General features: G+C 68.6%; 16 protein-coding genes. 11 read left to right on the top strand and 5 right to left on the bottom strand.

Translation table 11 applies throughout. The features are described from left to right. The first annotated feature begins 90 nt into the window (after positions 1 to 90). Genes AB0I81_RS31700 through AB0I81_RS31685 form a run of 4 tightly spaced genes read left to right on the top strand, consistent with a single transcriptional unit; the run spans position 91 to position 3,896 of the window. Positions 91 to 1,209, top strand: a complete 1,119-nt coding sequence (locus AB0I81_RS31700; RefSeq protein ID WP_360663829.1) for a spermidine/putrescine ABC transporter substrate-binding protein — start codon at positions 91 to 93, stop codon at positions 1,207 to 1,209. A 39-nt stretch (positions 1,210 to 1,248) separates the two neighbouring features. Continuing rightward, positions 1,249 to 2,088 (top strand): ABC transporter permease, encoded by an 840-nt coding sequence (locus AB0I81_RS31695; RefSeq protein ID WP_360663827.1) that lies wholly within the window; start codon positions 1,249 to 1,251, stop codon positions 2,086 to 2,088. Further along, positions 2,081 to 2,860 carry an ABC transporter permease gene (locus AB0I81_RS31690; RefSeq protein ID WP_360663825.1) on the top strand — a complete coding sequence of 260 codons (780 nt, stop codon included), beginning with the start codon at positions 2,081 to 2,083 and terminating at the stop codon, positions 2,858 to 2,860. The genes AB0I81_RS31695 and AB0I81_RS31690 overlap by 8 nt, the downstream gene beginning before the upstream one ends. Next, entirely contained in the window at positions 2,847 to 3,896 is a 1,050-nt protein-coding gene (locus AB0I81_RS31685) for an ABC transporter ATP-binding protein (RefSeq protein WP_360663823.1), read from the top strand. The genes AB0I81_RS31690 and AB0I81_RS31685 overlap by 14 nt, the downstream gene beginning before the upstream one ends. On the opposite strand, the gene AB0I81_RS31680 is transcribed toward AB0I81_RS31685, so the two are convergent. After that, positions 3,890 to 4,495, bottom strand: a complete 606-nt coding sequence (locus tag AB0I81_RS31680) for a TetR family transcriptional regulator (protein ID WP_360663821.1) — start codon at positions 4,493 to 4,495, stop codon at positions 3,890 to 3,892. The two genes, AB0I81_RS31685 and AB0I81_RS31680, sit on opposite strands and share 7 nt — an antisense overlap. 127 nt (positions 4,496 to 4,622) lie before the next feature. On the opposite strand from AB0I81_RS31680, the gene AB0I81_RS31675 reads away from it, so the two are divergent. From AB0I81_RS31675 to AB0I81_RS31645, 7 genes are all read left to right on the top strand, one after another. After that, positions 4,623 to 5,882 (top strand): glycosyltransferase, encoded by a 1,260-nt coding sequence (locus tag AB0I81_RS31675; protein ID WP_360663819.1) that lies wholly within the window; start codon positions 4,623 to 4,625, stop codon positions 5,880 to 5,882. 27 nt (positions 5,883 to 5,909) lie between these two features. Beyond that, positions 5,910 to 7,307: an aminobutyraldehyde dehydrogenase gene (locus AB0I81_RS31670; protein ID WP_360663817.1), complete on the top strand. Its 1,398-nt coding sequence runs from the start codon at positions 5,910 to 5,912 to the stop codon at positions 7,305 to 7,307. Between the two features lie 251 nt (positions 7,308 to 7,558). Further along, entirely contained in the window at positions 7,559 to 10,882 is a 3,324-nt protein-coding gene (locus AB0I81_RS31665; protein ID WP_360663815.1) for a nitrate- and nitrite sensing domain-containing protein, read from the top strand. Between the two features lie 5 nt (positions 10,883 to 10,887). Next, positions 10,888 to 11,301 carry a roadblock/LC7 domain-containing protein gene (locus tag AB0I81_RS31660; RefSeq protein WP_206067544.1) on the top strand — a complete coding sequence of 138 codons (414 nt, stop codon included), beginning with the start codon at positions 10,888 to 10,890 and terminating at the stop codon, positions 11,299 to 11,301. A 21-nt stretch (positions 11,302 to 11,322) separates the two neighbouring features. Further along, on the top strand, positions 11,323 to 11,730 hold the full coding sequence (locus tag AB0I81_RS31655; RefSeq protein WP_360663812.1) for a DUF742 domain-containing protein: 408 nt from the start codon (positions 11,323 to 11,325) through the stop codon (positions 11,728 to 11,730). A 28-nt stretch (positions 11,731 to 11,758) separates the two neighbouring features. Then, the gene (locus tag AB0I81_RS31650; RefSeq protein ID WP_360663810.1) at positions 11,759 to 12,289 is read left to right on the top strand and encodes an ATP/GTP-binding protein; all 531 of its coding nucleotides are present in this window, start codon (positions 11,759 to 11,761) and stop codon (positions 12,287 to 12,289) included. 156 nt (positions 12,290 to 12,445) lie between these two features. Next, complete coding sequence (locus tag AB0I81_RS31645; protein ID WP_360663808.1) at positions 12,446 to 12,838, top strand: hypothetical protein; 393 nt, start codon at positions 12,446 to 12,448, stop codon at positions 12,836 to 12,838. A gap of 259 nt (positions 12,839 to 13,097) precedes the next feature. On the opposite strand, the gene AB0I81_RS31640 is transcribed toward AB0I81_RS31645, so the two are convergent. From AB0I81_RS31640 to AB0I81_RS31625, 4 genes are all read right to left on the bottom strand, one after another. Then, a complete protein-coding gene (locus AB0I81_RS31640) occupies positions 13,098 to 13,868 on the bottom strand; it encodes an ABC transporter ATP-binding protein (protein WP_360663806.1) in 771 nt (256 codons plus the stop codon). A 207-nt stretch (positions 13,869 to 14,075) separates the two neighbouring features. Then, positions 14,076 to 15,032 carry an ABC transporter permease gene (locus tag AB0I81_RS31635; RefSeq protein ID WP_360663804.1) on the bottom strand — a complete coding sequence of 319 codons (957 nt, stop codon included), beginning with the start codon at positions 15,030 to 15,032 and terminating at the stop codon, positions 14,076 to 14,078. Next, a complete protein-coding gene (locus AB0I81_RS31630; protein WP_360663802.1) occupies positions 15,029 to 15,868 on the bottom strand; it encodes an ABC transporter permease in 840 nt (279 codons plus the stop codon). The genes AB0I81_RS31635 and AB0I81_RS31630 overlap by 4 nt, the downstream gene beginning before the upstream one ends. Beyond that, positions 15,865 to 16,866 (bottom strand): ABC transporter substrate-binding protein, encoded by a 1,002-nt coding sequence (locus AB0I81_RS31625; RefSeq protein ID WP_360663800.1) that lies wholly within the window; start codon positions 16,864 to 16,866, stop codon positions 15,865 to 15,867. Before AB0I81_RS31625 ends, AB0I81_RS31630 begins: the two co-directional genes overlap by 4 nt. Positions 16,867 to 17,119: the final 253 nt, after the last annotated feature.

The raw sequence follows: 17,119 nt of genomic DNA, 5'->3' as shown, positions 1-17,119 counted from the left end.
ATTAGGGCTGCAACACTCCTGGTCTGGTCTGCTGTGTCCGGTAAGGTCGCGCGACCCCTCAAACACCAAATTTCAGAAGGAGTAGCGGCCGTGTCCCGTACCCGGTTCACCCGTCGTCTCCCGGTCGCCATCACGGCGGCCGGACTCGCGCTTGCCGTCACGGCGTGCGGCGGTGAGTCGTCAAGCTCAGGTGGCACGACGGCGGCGGCGGCCGACCAGCTCAAGCCCAACGCGGTCCTGTCGGAGCAGTCCCTGCAGATCACGGTCTGGGACGGCTACACGCCCAAGGAACTGCCCCAGAGAGCGATGGACGAGCTCAAGATCGGCAAAGTGGACGTCCAGCTCCACGACACCAACGAGATGGCGATGACCAAGCTCACCGCGCCCGGTGAGAGCGGCATCGACGTGGCGTTCGTGTCCGGCCAGTACGCCCAGGCGCTCAACGAGCAGGGCCTGCTGGAGCCGATCCACCACGAGCTGATCCCCAACCTGGCCAACCTCTACCCCGAGGCGACCCAGCTCTCCTACGACAAGGGCAACAAGTACTCGGTGCCCTACACCTGGGGCACGACCGGCATCTGCTACCGCAGCGACCTGGTGAAGTCCGAGCCGAAGAGTTGGAACGATCTCCTGAAGCCCCCGGCGTGGGCCGAGAAGAAGGTCACCATGCTCGCCACCGAGCGCTGGCTGGCCCTGCCCGCCCTCAAGTCCCTCGGCTACTCGATCAACACCGAGAAGGACGAGGAGATCGCGAAGGCCAAGGAGCTGCTGGTCGCGCAGAAGCCGCACCTGCTCCGCTACGACGACACCACGTTCGGTGACCGGCTGCTGTCCGGTGAGGCGATCATGGCCGAGGCGTGGGACGGCTGGTGCCCGACCACCGACGCCAAGCAGAACATCAAGTTCAAGGTGCCGGACGAGGGCAGCGACCTCTGGGTGGACACCATGGTGATCATGAAGTCCTCCAAGAACAAGGAGGCCGCGCACGCCCTGCTGAACTACATCCTGAGCCCCGACATCCACCGCTGGGCCGCCGAGAACATCAACTACAAGGTGCCCAACAAGGCCGCCATGGAAGCGGTGAAGATCGCGAAGGGTTCGCTGCTGGGCATCACGCCCGCCACGCTGCTCGATGGTGAGACCGCCATCGACCTCGGCCAGGCGTCGACGAAGTACAGCCGCCTGGCCGAAGAGATCACGGCAAGCTGAGCCGTTGCCGCAGTGAAGTCAGAGGTCGAGGCTCAGCCGGTGTCCCGCTCGTGGGGGCGCCGGCTGGGCGCGTTCGTTTTTCTGTCGCCAGGGCTGACGTACCTGGTCGTCCTGATGCTGGTGCCGCTGGCGCTGGTGATGAGCTACACCGTCTTCCAGCGCGGGCGCTTCGGAGGCGTGGTCTACGAGTTCACCCTGGAGAACTTCGAGCGGTTGTTCGATCCGCTCTATCTCAACGTGGTGGGGGAGTCACTGAAGATCGCCGCGCTCACGACGGTGATCGCGCTGCTGGTCGGCTATCCGACGGCGTACCTGATCGCGCAGCTTCCGTCGAAGTGGAAGACGCTGGCGCTGGTGGCGATCGTGCTGCCGTTCTGGACGAACTTCATCATCCGCGTCTACGCCTGGACCATCCTGCTCAGCGGCCCCGGGCTGGTGAACTCGTGGCTGGGCAAGCTCGGGCTGGGGCCGTACGAGCTGCTCTACAACCAGGGCACGATCGTGACGGGGCTGCTGTACTCCTATCTGCCGCTGATGGTGTTGCCGTTGTACGCCGCGATCGAGCGGCTCGACCCGCAGTTGCGCGAGGCCTCGGCCAACCTGGGGGCCTCGGGCCTGACCACGTTCGGCAAGGTCACGCTGCCGCTGACGGTGCCGGGCGTGCTGACCGGCTGCATGTTCGTGTTCGTGCCGAGCTTCGGCAACTTCGTCATCCCCGAGATGCTGGGCGGCAACAAGTCGGTCATGGTGGGCACCCTGATTCGCAACCAGTTCATGTCGGCGCGCGACTGGCCCTTCGGCGCCACGCTGGCGCTGGCGCTCATCGCGGTGCTGGTGGTCCTGCTCATCGCCCAGGCCTGGGCGGCGCGTCGTGCGTAGGGCGAAGCTGCTGTACGTCCCGTTCTGGGCGACGTATGCCTTTCTGTACCTGCCGATCGTCGTGCTCGTCGTCATGTCGTTCAACTCCGGCGAGTCCGCCTACACCTACGAGGGCTTCAGCCTGAAGTGGTACGGCGTGCTCGCCGAGGACGAGCGGATCATGAGCGGCCTGGTCAACACGCTGATCGTGGCCACCGGCGCCACTCTGATCGCCACTGTCCTGGGCACGATGCTGGCCGTCGGCCTGGCCAGGTACAGCAGGTCCAAGATCCTCGACGCGGTGTCGCTGATGCCGGCCGTGCTGCCCGACCTGGTGCTGGCGCTGGGCCTGCTGGTCTTCTACGGGACGATCCAGCTCACGCTCGGCCTGTACTCCGTCGTCCTGGCGCATGGCCTGTTCGCGATGGCGTTCGTCGCGGCGGTGGTGCGTACCCGGCTGACCGGCACCGACACCTCGCTGGAGGAGGCGTCGCGAGATCTGGGCGCCGGGCCGGTGGTGACGTTCATGAAGATCACGTTGCCGCAGCTCACGCCCGGTATCGTGGCGGGGGCGCTGCTGGCGTTCACGTTGTCGCTGGACGAGTTCGTGATCGCGTTCTTCACGATCGGCAACGGCGAGGCCACGCTGCCGATCGTCATCTACTCAATGATCCGTTTCGGGGTCACCCCGAAGATCAACGCGCTGGCCGCCATCCTGCTCCTCGTGAGCTTCACGGCGGTGATCGCCGGCCAGCGCCTGACCAAGATCGGGGAATCTCGTGCTCAAAGTTGACGGGGTCTCCCGCAGGTTCGGGGACGTCACCGCGCTGGACGGGGTGTCGCTGGAGATCGGGCAGGGCGAGTTCTTCGCGCTGCTGGGCCCGTCGGGCTGCGGCAAGACCACGCTGCTGCGGATCATCGCGGGCTTCGAGACGCCGGACGCGGGCTCGGTCACGCTCGACGGCGACGATCTGCTGTCCCGGCCGCCGAACCGGCGCCCGATCAGCCTGATGTTCCAGTCGTACGCACTGTTTCCGCACATGACCGTGGCCAAGAACGTGGCCTACGGGCTGGAGCGCGAGCGGCTGCCCCGCCAGGAGGTCAAGCAGCGCGTCGGCGAGGTGCTGGAGACCGTCGGCCTGTCCGCGCACGCCTCGCGCAAGCCCGCCCAGCTCTCCGGCGGCCAGCGGCAGCGGGTGGCGCTGGCCCGTTCCATCGTCAAGCGGCCCCGGCTGCTGCTGCTCGACGAGCCGCTGTCGGCGCTGGACAAGAAGGTCCGCGCGGACATGCAGCTGGAGCTCAAGCGGCTGCAGCACGAGGTGGGCATCACGTTCGTGGTCGTCACGCATGACCAGGAGGAGGCCATGTCGCTGGCCGACCGCATCGCGGTCTTCGACAGCGGCAGCGTGCGCCAGGTGGATGAGCCCATCGCGTTGTACGAGCGCCCGCGCTCCCCGTTCGTGGCCGACTTCGTCGGCGCCAACAACCTCTTCCACGGCCAGGCCAGCGGCCTGGACGGCATCAAGAGCGAGAAGTTCGGCATGCTGGCCGGCACCCCGCTGGCGGAGCTGGGGGCGGGCGCCGGGGCGCTGCTGGCGGTGCGGCCGGAGAGCATCGAACTGGCGGACGGCAACGCGACCAGGGGCCTGCCGGGCAAGGTCCTGGACGTCAGCTTCTACGGCGGCGTCTCGCACATCTCCGTGGACGTGCCCGGCCACCCCAAGCCGGTCCTGGCGGCCGTGCAGGGCGCCGGCACCGTACGGGCCGGCGCCGAGGTCAAGGTCCGCTGGGAGGCCAAGGACGCGGTGATCATGGCGGCCGATCAGTGATTCAGGTCGTTGCCCGTGGCCGCGCGGGCGTAGGAGAGGATCAGCTCGGCGGCCTCCTCCGGGCCGATCAGGGGATGCCTGGCCGTGATGCGGTAGCCGTAGGCGTCCTCCAGTGCCACCAGGTTGCGCGCGATCGTCAGCGAGCCGGCGCTCAGCCTGAACACCCCCAGCGCGGCCCCGGTGTCCAGGATCGCCTGGTACATCGACACCTGCCGGTCGTAGAGCGAGGTGAGCAACACGCCATAGACCCGGTTGCGGCCCGCGGCCCCGCCCAGCTCGTTGAGCAGGCGCACGTCGGGGTCGAGCGGTCCCGTCGGAAGCCCGGACCTGATGGTCACCACCAGCTTCTCGACGGGGTCGGTGATGGTGGACAACTGGCGCAGGCGCTGCTCGTAGAAGCGCTCCATGCCCGCGTGCTGCGCCTCGACCAGCAGTTCGCTCAGGTCGGGGTAGTGGTAGAGCACGGCGCCCGAGGTCAGTCCGGCCTCCTCGGCGACGTGCGAGAGCTGTACACCGTCGATGCCATGGCGGATGATGGCCCTGCGCGCGGCTTCGATCAGGTCGAGCCGCCGGTCGCTCCGGCTTTTACGCTGAGCCACCCCCACCACCTTCACACTCGTTCGGCTGCTGTTCAGTTAGCCGTGACCATAGTGCCCTTAAGTTGACCTCCACGCTAGATCCCTTTTTGAATCTCTATTCAAAATGACGAGTTCCCCCGGAGTCACGATGTCTCTCACGTTCCTGTTCATGCCGGAAAGCGCCTACGGTCCCACCAACAACTCCCTCGGCGTCGGCGACATCCTGCGCCGCCGTGGCCACCGCGTCGTCTTCGCCGCCGAGGCGTCGTGGAAGGGCAAGCTCGAAGCACTCGGCTTCGAGGAGGACCTGGTCGACCTGGCCCCGCCGGCCGAGGAGGAGCAGGACCCCGGCCAGTTCTGGAAGGACTTCATCCGCGAGACCGCGCCCGAGTACCGCAAGAGCACGCTGGAGCAGCAGGAGACCGTCACCAAGCCCATCTGGGAAGGGCTGATCGACGGCGCGAAGTACTGCGAGGCGCAGCTCAAGGCCATCATCGAGCGGGTGAACCCGGACGTGATCATCGAGGACAACGTGCTCACGTTCCCGGCGCTGCTGACGAGCGGCAAGAAGTTCGTCCGCATCGTCTCCTGCCAGCCGCTGGAGATCCGCGGCGGGAACATCCCGCCGGTCTTCTCCGGCCTGCCCGCGGCCGACCGCTCCGGCTGGGACGCCTTCGACGCCGAGTACGAGCGCACCCACCGCGAACTGTGGACCGCCTACAACGAGTGGTGCGTCGAGCAGGGCACCGCTCCTCTGCCCGACCTCGAGTTCATCCACGAGGGCGACCTGAACCTCTACGTCTACCCGGAGATCCTCGACTACGACCGCCCGCTGGGCCCGACCTGGCACCGTCTCGACTCCTCCGTTCGCGAGACCGAGGAGGACTTCACGCTGCCCTTCGAGCGTAACGAGGGCGCGCTGATCTACTTCTCGCTCGGCTCGCTGGGCTCCTCCGACGTGGAGCTGATGCAGCGGGTGATCGACGTGCTGGCCACCACCCCGCACCAGGTCATCGTCTCCAAGGGCCCGCTGCACGAGGAGATCAAGCTCGCCGACAACATGTGGGGCGCGGAGTTCCTGCCGCAGACCAAGATCATCCCACAGTGCGACCTCGTCATCACCCACGGCGGCAACAACACCACCACCGAGGCGCTGCACTTCGGCAAGCCGATGATCCTGCTGCCGCTGTTCTGGGACCAGTACGACAACGCCCAGCGGGTGGACGAACTCGGCTATGGTGTCAGGCTCTCGACCTACGCCTTCACCGACGAGGAGCTGAAGGGGGCGGTCGAGCGGCTGCTCGGCGACACCGAACTGCGCGCCAGGCTCGCCGCCGCCGGTGAGGAGATCCGCCGCCGCGACGGCCTGCGCAAGGCCGCCGACCTGATCGAGCAACTCGGCCAGTAGCACGACCCCGAAAGATGATGTTTCCTGATGCGTGAACTGATCAACCCCGCCACCGGCCTTCCCTGCGCCGAAGTTCCGGACACGACGGTGGAGGGCGTGGCCGCCGCCGTACGGGCCGCGCGCGTGGCGTACGAGGAGTGGTCGCAGACCACCCCGGCCGACCGTCAGCGGCTGCTGCTGCGGCTGGCCGACCTGGTGGAGGCCGACGCCGAGGAGCTGACCAGGCTCGAAGTCGAGGAGACCGGCAAGCCGGCGGCGGTGTTCAGGGACGGCGAGCTGCCGTTCGCCGTGGACAACCTGCGCTTCTTCGCCGGCGCCGCCCGCTCGCTGGAGGGCAGCGGCGCCGGGGTCTTCAGCCCCGGCTACACCTCGGTCATGCTGCGCCGTCCCGTCGGGGTGGTGGGGTCGATCGCGCCGTGGAACTTCCCGTTCATCATGGCGGTCTGGAAGGTCGGGCCGGCCGTGGCGGCGGGCAACGCCGTGGTGATCAAGCCGGCGCCGCAGACCCCCCGCACGACGCTGCGCCTGGCCGAGCTGTTCGCCGAGGCGAGCGCTCCTGCCGGGCTCGTGCAGGCGGTCACCGGCGACGCCGAGGTGGGCCAGGCGCTGGTCACCGACCCGGGCGTGGACATGGTCAGCGTCACCGGCTCCACCGAGACCGGCCGCGCCGTGATGAGCGGCGCGGCGGCCACGCTCAAGCGGGTCCACCTCGAACTCGGCGGCAAGGCGCCGGCGCTCGTGTTCGAGGACGCGGACCTGGCGGAGATGGCCCACGGCGTGGCCATGGGGGCGACGTACAACACCGGGCAGGACTGCACGGCGGCCACCCGCGTGTACGTCGCGAGGCAGATCTACGACGACGCCCTGGAGGCGCTTCGGGCAACTCTTGCCGAAATCACCGTCGGAGATCCCTGGGACCCGGCGACGGACATCGGCCCGCTGATCTCCGCCGCGCACCGGGACCGGGTGCACGGGTTCGTCTCGCGCTCCGGTGGGCGCGTGCTGCACGGTGGCTCGCCGATCGGGGGCTCCGGCTTTTTCTACCCGCCCACCCTTGTGACCGACGTCGCACAGACCAGCGAAATCGTGCAGGGTGAGCTCTTTGGACCGGTCCTGGTGGCTTTGCCGTTCGACGGCGAGGACGAAGCGGTCCGGTTGGCCAACGACACTAGGTACGGTTTGGCCTCGTCGGTGTGGTCGCGTGACGTGGGACGCGCGATGCGCGTCTCACACCGGCTCGATGTGGGCGTGACCTGGGTGAACGACCACCTGCCCATCGCCAGCGAGGCGCCGCACGGCGGGGTGAAGGGCAGCGGGTTCGGCAAGGACATGAGCCAGGAGGCGGTGCAGGAGTATTCGGTGACGCGGCACCTGATGGTGAAGCATGCTGCACCGGCCGAGCGGGATTCGTTCCGGCCTGCCTGAAGACGTGCGCGGCGCAATGCACCCAAAGTGCCACTTTGGGTGCCTGTGATGGGATATGTTCGGTTGGCCGATCTGGTACGGGTTGTGTTCCAATTACCCCGCCGGACAGAATCCCATGCGCCCCACGCGTGTCTGATTTTCTTCGAGCACGTACCGGCGAGAGGTTGCGAGACTCAGTGAGACCGAAAGACCCCAGGCACACGAAGTCGGGGGAGTACACAGGCGGACGGTTCCGGCTGGCGAACTGGCGTGTGCGGACAAGGCTGGTCGCGCTGATCCTCATCCCCACCGTCGTGGGTGTGCTGCTCGCCGGCATCCAGCTCGCCGACGCCATCGGCACCAGCGCCGAATACCGCCGGCTCACCCAGGTGGCCGAGCTGGTCCAGCGCATCGGTGCGCTCAACCACGAGCTCGGCAAGGAGCGCACGCTCACCGGCTGGTACGTCGCCGACCGCCGCAGGACCGCGCGCCTGGTGCAGCTCAAGACCCAGCGCCAGGCCACCGACAAGGCCAAGGACCTGGTCCTGGACGCCACCACGGCCATCGACGCCGCCCACTCCGCGCGCGTGATCGAGGGCGTGGAGACCATGCGCCGCTGGCTCGACGGCCTCAACAGCCTGCGCGAGTCCATGGTCGCCCCCGACGTCCCCGCCCGCGCCTCGACCACCACCTACAGCTCGATGGTCGAGCTCTTCGCCACCATCCAGGACGACCTGGGCGCCGGCGTGAGCGACGAGACCCTCCAGGGTGACGTGGCCGCGCTCGGCTCGCTCCAGCGCATGAAGGAGGAGGTCTCCCGCCAGCAGATCGTCCTGCTCGTGCAGCTCGCCCAGCGAAAGATCGACAGCGCCGACTGGACGGAGTTCCTGGGCTCCTGGGACAAGCAGCAGTCCGAGCTGGCCGCCTTCGAGGCCGAGGCATCTCCGCAGGACCTGCAGGCCTACCACCAGGGAGTGCGCGGCCTGCAGATCGACTCCGCCGACGCCATGCGTCAGCGCGCGCTGGCGCAGGTCAGCCAGTCGAACCGGATCCGCGACCTCGACGTCACCACGACCCGCGACATCAACAACTGGTACGAGAGCACCACGGCCACCACCAACGCCATGCACAAGGTCGGGGACGCCCTGGCCACCAAGATCGTGACCAGGACCCGTGACCTGAGCGAGACCGAGCAGCGCAACGCCATCATCTCCGGCGCGCTGATCCTCGTCCTGCTGCTCCTGGTCCTGATCATCACCACCCGCGTGGCCGGCTCCCTCGTCCGCCCGTTGCGCCGGCTGCGCGCCGAGGCCCTCCAGGTCGCCACGACCCGGCTGCCCGACACCGTCCGCGTGCTGCGCGAGTCGGGCGAGGGCGCCCAGATCCCCGAGGTCCCGTCGGTCGGCGTCAACACGCGTGACGAGATCGGTGAAGTGGCGCGGGCGTTCGACGAGGTCCACCGCGAGGCGATCCGGCTGGCCGGCGACGAGGCCAAGCTGCGGGCCAACGTCAACTCCATGTTCGTCAACCTCTCCCGCCGCAGCCAGACGCTGGTCGAGCGGCAGCTGCAGCTCATCGAGGGCCTGGAGCAGGGTGAAGAGGACGAGCAGCGGCTCGCCAACCTCTTCCGCCTGGACCACCTGGCCACCCGCATGCGCCGCAACAGCGAGAACCTCCTGGTCCTCGCCGGCCAGGAGGCCGCGCGCAAGTGGAGCGACCCGGTGCCGCTGGTCGACATCGCGCGCGCCTCGTTGTCGGAGGTCGAGAACTACGAGCGGGTGCAGATCCAGATCGCGTCCGGCACCCTCATCGTCGGCCCCGCCGTCACCGACGCCGTCCACCTGCTCGCCGAGCTGATCGAGAACGCCATCTCCTTCTCCCCGCGCGAGAGCAAGGTCACCGTGACCAGCACGCCCGCCGAGGGCGGCGTGATGGTGACGATCAACGACCTGGGCATCGGCATGAGCCAGGAGGAACTGGCCGAGGCCAACTGGCGGCTGGCCAACCCGCCCGTCGTGGACGTGTCCGTCTCGCGGCGCATGGGCCTGTTCGTGGTCGGCCGCCTGGCCCTGCGGCACGGCGTCCGGGTGCAGCTCAGCGTGCGCGAGACCGGCGGCCTGACCGCGCTGGTGTTCATGCCCGACATGCTCATCAGCAGCGGCGCCGGCATGCCGCAGCAGGGCGGCCAGTACGAGGCGTTCACCACCTTCGACCCGAGCACCTTCGCCCAGCAGCCGCGCAACGGCTCCCACCCCTCCTTCGACGACGCCCCCGACCAGGTCGTGGACACCCAGTGGCCGGGCTCGCTGCCGGCGCCGGGAACCGGGAACTGGCCCTCGTTCGGCGAGCAGCCGCAACCCGCCGCGGAGCAGCCGTCGTCCTTCGGCGACCAGCCGTCCGTCTTCGGCGACCAGCCCTCGGTCTTCGGTGAGCAGCCGCCCGCCTTCGGTGAGCAGCGACCCGCCTTCGGCGAACAGCGGCCCGCCTTCGGCGAACAGTCACCGGCCTTCGGCGAGCAACCTGCGGCCTTCGGCGAGCAGCCGCAGTCCCCGCGGGCCGACGAGCCCCGCTGGCCGTCCTTCGCCGACGACTCGCCGTCCCCGGCCGCGCCGCAGCAGTCGCTCGGCGAGCAGCGCTGGCCCTCCTTCTCCGAGGAGCAGCCCGCACCGGCCGCCGACCCGCAGCCGTTCGCGGAGGGCAAGTGGCCCTCGTTCTCCGAGCAGCCGCCTCCGCTGCGGCCCGAGGAGCCGCGCTGGCCGTCCTTCGCGACCGAGCCGCCGCAGCAGCAGCCGTCGCAGGAGGAGGAGCCGCGCTGGTCGTCCTTCGCGGACCCGCTGCCGCGCAGGTCCCTGTTCGAGACGGAGGAGCGGCCCCGGCCGCAGTTCGGCGAGGACTACTCCTCCCCGTTCAGGGACGAGCCGAAGCCCGTCGACCAGTTCGAGCAGAACGGCGGCGCCGCCTACAACCCGTTCGGCCCCGGTGAGTACTCCTCCCAGGACATGACCGGTCCGCTCCCCGTGGTGCGCAACTCGCCGCTGGAGGAGCAGGGCGACGAGTTCCTGCCGATCTTCTCCTCGGTCGGCTCCGACTGGTTCCGCCGACCGGACCCCGAGATCCTCCAGCCGCGCGCGGAACCGTGGTCCGAGAGCGGGCCGGAGACCACCGCCGTGCACCCGGCCGTGCCCGCCGACCCGCCCGCTCCCATGCCCCCCGCGGCGACCCTCCCGGGGACGCTTCCCCCCGCCTCTCCTGGAACTCCTCCAGCGGCCACGACGAGCAAGTCCGGGCTGCCCCAGCGCACGCCGGGCCAGTCGGGGGCAGGGGCGTCCTGGTCGTCGCCGGCGGACTCCGGCTTCCAGGCCGCACAGGCCGCCGCGCAGCCCCAGCAGGGCGGCACGACGACCTCGGGCCTGCCCCGTCGCGTTCCCAAGGCCAACCTGGTGCCCGGTACGGCCAGCCTCGCCGAGCCCCAGGCCACGTCACCTGCGCCGCAGATCTCACCCGAGCGGTTGCGCAGCCGGCTCTCCAGCTTCCAGCAGGGTGTCCGGCAGGGCCGGGCGTTCACCCGCGGAGAAGAGAATGAGGAGGACAAATGAGAGAAATGAGCCAGGGAGCGCGCGGCATAAGCTGGTTGATCACGGACTTCGTGAACAACGTGCCGGGCGTCGCCCACACGGTGGTGGTGTCGTCTGACGGGTTGCCGCTGGCCTACTCTGAGGGTTTTCCCAAGGACCGGGCCGACCAGCTCGCGGCGGTCGCCTCTGGCGTGATCAGTTTGACCCAGGGCGCCGCGCGGGTCTTCGAGGGCGGTATGGTGACGCAGACCGTCATCGAGATGCAGCGTGGGCTCTTGATGATCATGTCGATCAGTGATGGATCCTGCTTGGCGGTCCTGGCCGCTCCCGACTGCGACATGGGCCTGGTCGCGTACCAGATGACCCTGCTGGTCGAGCGGGCAGGTCAGGTGTTGACTCCTGCCGTACGCGCGGAGTTGCAAGCGGCCCGTCCTCGCTAGTGGGACGGTGACAGGAGAAACATGGTGTCAGGTCAGCAGGGTTGGGCTGGTGATAGCACTCCGCCGCATCCGTCGGCTCCCCGTCCGCAGAAGCCGAGCTCTCTGGTGCGGCCCTATGCCGTGACCGGGGGGCGTACCGCGCCGCGGATGAAGTTCGCCATGGAGGCGCTCGTGTCCTCCGTGACGTCGGAATACCAAGACATTTCCCTACTAAGTCCGGAGTACCAGGCGATCATTCAGCTGACCAGGAACGTCCGGTCGGTTGCCGAGATCTCCGCCCTTTTACGCCAGCCCCTTGGTGTGGTCCGGGTGCTGATAGCCGACATGGCGTCGGAGGGCCTGATCCGCGTGCACCAGCCTGCGCTGGACGCCGGAAAGCCGGACCTCAACTTGCTCGAAAGGGTTCTCAGTGGACTTCGCAGGCTCTAGTCCCGGCCTCACCTCGACGAAGATCGTCGTGGCCGGGGGCTTCGGCGTGGGCAAGACGACGTTCGTGGGAGCGGTCTCGGAGATCCTGCCGCTCACCACGGAGGCGATCATGACGGACGCCTCGGCGCACGTCGACGATGTCTCTCTCACGCCGAACAAGACGACCACGACCGTGGCCATGGACTTCGGCCGGGTCTCCCTCGACCGTGACCTGATCCTGTACCTGTTCGGCACGCCCGGACAGCACCGGTTCTGGTTCATGTGGGACGACCTGGTGAAAGGCGCGATCGGGGCGGTCGTGCTGGTCGACACCCGTCGCCTGGCCGACAGTTTCCCCGCGATCGACTACTTCGAAGAGGCCAAGCTGCCGTTCGTGATCGGCATCAACGGCTGGGACGGCAACTTCGCGCACGCCGAGGAGGAGATCAGGGAGGCGCTGTCGATCGGCGGCCACATCCCGATCGTCAGGCTGGACGCGCGGCAGCGGGACTCGGTCAAGTCCACCTTGATCACCTTGGTGGAACACGCCCTGACCCGCCACATGCACACCCCGGTATAACTCCCGGCACGACCACACAGCCCACCCCTCGCCTGAGGCGGTGGGCTGTGGCATGCCGGCGAACCGCGGTGAAGCGGCGGTGAAGCCGTCATCCGCTTTGCTTGCTCTGTCGTGAGAAGTGCGTACTTCTCACGCATACGGAGGGAGACGAGCTCGATGGTCACGAAGAGACTGCCCGCACTGCTGCTCGGCGCCGCGACCCTGGCGATGTCCCTGGCCGCGGCCGCCCCCGCGGCCCAGGCCGCCACCACGGCGGCCACCGCGTCGGCCGCCGCCGACCCGTGCTGGTACCAGAGCGGGAACTGGTACTGCGTCAACAGGCGCGGCGCGCCGGTCTGGTCGCGGGGCGACAACCCGGTGGTGGTCGGCTACATGAACACCACGACGAGCTGGTTCAAGTGCCGCAAGGAGGGGGCGCGGAACAACAACGGCCCGCATCCCAACCGATGGTTGTGGACGCAGGCCGACAACGGCGCGTGGGGCTGGATGAAGGACGGTGACATCTACAGCGAGACCAACCCCGTCCCCGGCCTGCCCTGCCCGAGGTAACCCGCTCACATTCGGGCCGACAACTCGGCCGGCCCGGAACTCCTCCTCGGACAGCGGCCCGGCCGCCCGCAGCTCGCCCAGCTCGGAGCCACGGCCGGGCGGCAGCGGTATCGGGGGTTCCGAGGAGGAAACGGAATCGGTGCCGCGCCTGGGAACCACGCGCGGCACCACCGTGCCGCGCCTGCCGGGCGCGAGCGTGGCGTCGGCGCTGGCAGCCTGGGCGGCCTCGCCCGGAAGGGGCCCCTTCCGGGCGAAGAGGTCAGACGGTGGCGTGGCCGCGTACGAGCCGGCCCACTTCGGCGCGCAGATGCACGAAGTCGGGGTGCTCCCGGGTGGTGATCTGGTCGCGCGGGCCGGGCAGGTCCACCTTCAGGTCGCCCACCACGTGCGCCGGCGCCTTGGACAGCACCACCACGCGGTCGCCCACGTAGACGCTCTCGTCGATGTCGTGCGTGATGAGCACGATCGTCATCTGGTGGTGGCCGCGGACCTTGAGCACCAGGTCCTCCAGGTCCTCCCTGGTCTGCGCGTCCACCGAGCCGAAGGGCTCGTCCATCAGCATCAGCGTCGGCCGGTAGGCCAGCGCCCGCGCGATCGCCACCCGCTGCTGCATGCCGCCGGAGAGCTGGAACGGGTACTTGCGCCCCGCGCCCTCCAGCCCCACCGACTCCAGGGCCTCGGCGGCGGCCTCGCGACGCTGGCGCTTGTCCATGTTCTTGCGGCGCAGCGGCAGCGCCACGTTGTCGGCGACCGACATCCACGGGAACAACGAGCGGCTGTAGTCCTGGAAGACCACGGCGAGGTTGTCCGGCGTCTGGCTGACGAGCTTGCCCTCGACCTTGACCTGCCCGCCGGTCGGCGTGATCAGGCCCGCGATCGAGCGCAGCAGCGTCGACTTGCCGCAGCCGGAGGGGCCGACGATGCAGAGCAGCTCACCCTCGGCGACGCTCAGGTTGAGGTTCTCGATGGCGTGGTGCGCGTTGGGGGTACCGCCGCCGTACACGTGGGAAAGGTTGGCTATCTCGAGCAATGGATTTCCTAGGGGGCGAGACCGCGGACAGCACGGCAACTCTTTCAGAGCCGCAAACGACTCTAGCGGAGCCGGAAATGCTGGACATGTCAGTCAGGTAAACCTATTCAGGGCGCGATCTTACTCTTACCCGATCGCGCCTGCCATGGGCGTCACAGCCTCACTTTCAGCTTTGATTGCATACCCGGAATTGCGGGTGCACAGGCGCTAATCGGCGAGTCGCTGAGCCTCGTGGTGCCAGGCGAGCACGCGGCGCTCGACGGTCAGGAACAGTTCGTTGAACAGATAGCCCAGCACGCCGAGCAGCACGATCCCGGCCCACATGGCGGGCAGGTCGAAAGTGGCGTAGGCGTCGGTGAGCTGGAAGCCGATGCCGTTCGTGGTGCCGGGCAGCAGTTCGGAGAAGACCATCACGATCAGGGAGAGCGACAGGGCCAGCCGCAGCCCCGCGAACATCTTGGGCAGCGCCGACGGCAGGACCACCCGCCTGACGCGCTCGGCCCGCGACATCCGGAAGACCTGGCACGTCTGCAAATGCAGCGGCTCGACGGAACGGGCTCCGTCGGCGGTATTGAGCAGCACCGGCCACATGACGCTGAACATGATGAACGCCAACTGCATCCGCAGCCCGAATCCGAACAACACCACGAAGACGGTCACCAGCGCGGGCGGCGGGATGGCGCGCAGGAACTGCAGCACGCCGTCGAGGTAGTCGTAGGCGCGGGCCGACAGCCCCACCGCCAGCCCGAGCAGGACCCCGGCCAGCGCGCCCCCGGCCAGCCCGAGCGCCATCCTGCCCAGGCTGGGCAGGATGTTGCCGATCGCCGTGTCGGTGAGGAACAGCGTGGCGGGCGGCCCGGAGAACCACATCGTGTGCATCCTGGCCACGATCGTGCCGGGCGAGGGGAAGAACGGGTTGCCCGCCGCCCTCGTCGCGGCCTCCCAGGCCAGGACGAGCCCGACCAGCACCACGAGCCGGAACGCGGCCGCGTGCCGCCCGCCCGTCCTGCCCGCTCCCCGTACGGCCGGAGGCCGCCCGCCTGTTCTGTCCGCTTCCCGTACGGCCGGAGGCCGCCCGCCTGTTCCGTCCGCTTCCCGTACGGCCGGAGGCCGCCCGCCCGTGACTTCCGCTCCCGGTGTCGCCGCGTGCCGTCCGACTCTCATGGCCGCTCCCCGTACTGTGCGTGGTGCCAGCGGAAGGCCCGCCGCTCGGCGGCCACCAGCAGCGCGTTCACCAGGACGCCGAACAGCCCCACCCAGAACACCCCGGCCAGGATGTCGATCATCCGGGCCGGTACGGCGATGCCGGCGAAGAAGATGAACACGCCGATGCCCTCGCCGCGCCCGGCCACGATCTCCGTGCTGACGGTCAGGATGAGGGCGACCCCGGCGGCCAGCCGGACGCCGGTGGCGATGAAGGGCGCAGAGGACGGCAGCGAGACGCGCAGGAGCACCGCCAGGGGGCCGAAGCCGTACGCGCGCAGGGACTCCTTGGCCACGGGATCGACGCCGCGCAGGCCGTACATCGTGTTGTAGAGGATGGGCCACAACGAGGCGTAGAGCACCAGCGTGATCCGGTGTTGCAGGCCGGTGCCGATCACCAGGGCCACCAGCGGGATCAGCGCCACGGACGGGATCGGCCGCAGGAACTCCACGACGGAGCGGGTGGCCGCGTCGATGACCGGCACGCTGCCGAGCAGCAGGCCGAGCGGGACAGCGAGCACGGCCGCCAGGCACAGCCCGATGGCCCAGGCGAGCAGGCTGGTCAGGGCGTGCCCGCCGAAGGCCGGGTCGAACAGCAGCGCCGCCGCCCGCGCGACGATCTCGGTGGCGGGCGGCAGCACCTCGGGATCGACCACCCCGGTCCTGCTGAGTAGTTCGATCAGCGCGGCGAAGGCGAGAGCCCCGGCCGCCCGGCGCGACCAGCGGGTGACCGCGGACACCGGGCCGGACGCCGAGCCGGACACCGGGCGGGGACGGGGCAGGGTCTGGGCGCTCACCCTGACGTGGTGGGCGACATGAGCGTCTCGACGTCGATCTCCTTCGTCAGCCACTTGGCCTCCAGCATCCAGTCGGCCACCCGCTGGAGGCGGACCGGATTGTCGTTGCTGGAGAAGTAGGGGAAGGTCACGGTGGCCGCCGTGGCCGCGTCGATCTGGGTGAAGTTCGGCAGCACCTTGGCGACCACCTCGCGGTTCTTCTCCATCAGCTTGGCCGCGTTGTGGATGGCCCGCTGGAAGGCGGCGGCCGTCTTCGGGTACTTGTCGTACCAGTCCTGGGTGCTGACGTAGCCGGAGATGGGGAACTCGGCGGCGGGTCCGGAGGCCGGGTCGAGGATCTTGCGGGCTCCCATGGTGGAGGTGGCGGAGGTGACCATGGGCTCGCCCAGGTACGCGGCGTCGATCTGGCCGTCCTTCCACGATGGCATGATGCTCTGGAAGGTCACCTGGACGTACTTGATGGTGGTCGGGTCCACGTTGTTGGCCTTGAGCACCTGGGTGAGCGCCAACTCCTGGAAGTTGTGCAGGACGTTGACGTTGATCGTCTTGCCCTCCAGGTCCTTCGGCGTCTTGATGGGCGAGTTGGGCAGGGCCATGATGCTCAGCGAGTCGGGGGCCGCGCGAGAGCCCTCGGCCAGGATGCGCAGTTTCAGCGCCTGCTTGTCATGGGCCGCGAACATCGACACGTAGTTGCCGAACGCGGCGTCGATCTCTCCCTTCACCATCATGGGAATGGCATCAGGGGAGGACTGCAGGATCTCGGGGGTGACGTCCAGGCCCTCCTTCTCGAACAACCCCTGGTTGACGGCGACGTAGATGGCGGCGCTGTCGATGGCCGGCAGGGTGGCGACCTTGAGCTTCGTCTTCTCCAGCCCGCCGGCGGCGGAGGCGGAGGGCGGCGCGTTGGAGGTCGTGCCGGTGCCGGCGCTGCACGACACGGCGCCGAGCGTCAAAGCGAACCCGATGGTGGCGGCCATGGCGGTACGGCCAAGCCTCATGTCAGGGACTCCCTTCAGATGGAGCCAAGGGGGGACCGGGCGGCTTCTGCTCCCGGGGGCTGTGTGCCTGACGCACAACAGAGAGGGATCGACCGTAGCACCAAATTGGTGGTCATTATCGGAAAGCCGACACTTGCGGTTGCAAAGTCTGTTTGCCTATATATCGTGAAAATTTAACGACCTGTAAGAAAATAGATGATTGTCCGAATTGGGGAAGGTGGTGGCTTGCGGGACGGCGGATACTCATGTTGTT

Source organism: Nonomuraea sp. NPDC050404 (assembly GCF_040655495.1).
Classification (GTDB): Bacteria; Actinomycetota; Actinomycetes; order Streptosporangiales; family Streptosporangiaceae; genus Nonomuraea.
Note: the sequence above shows the minus strand (reverse complement) of the source record. Positions and strands in the feature narration are given on the sequence as shown.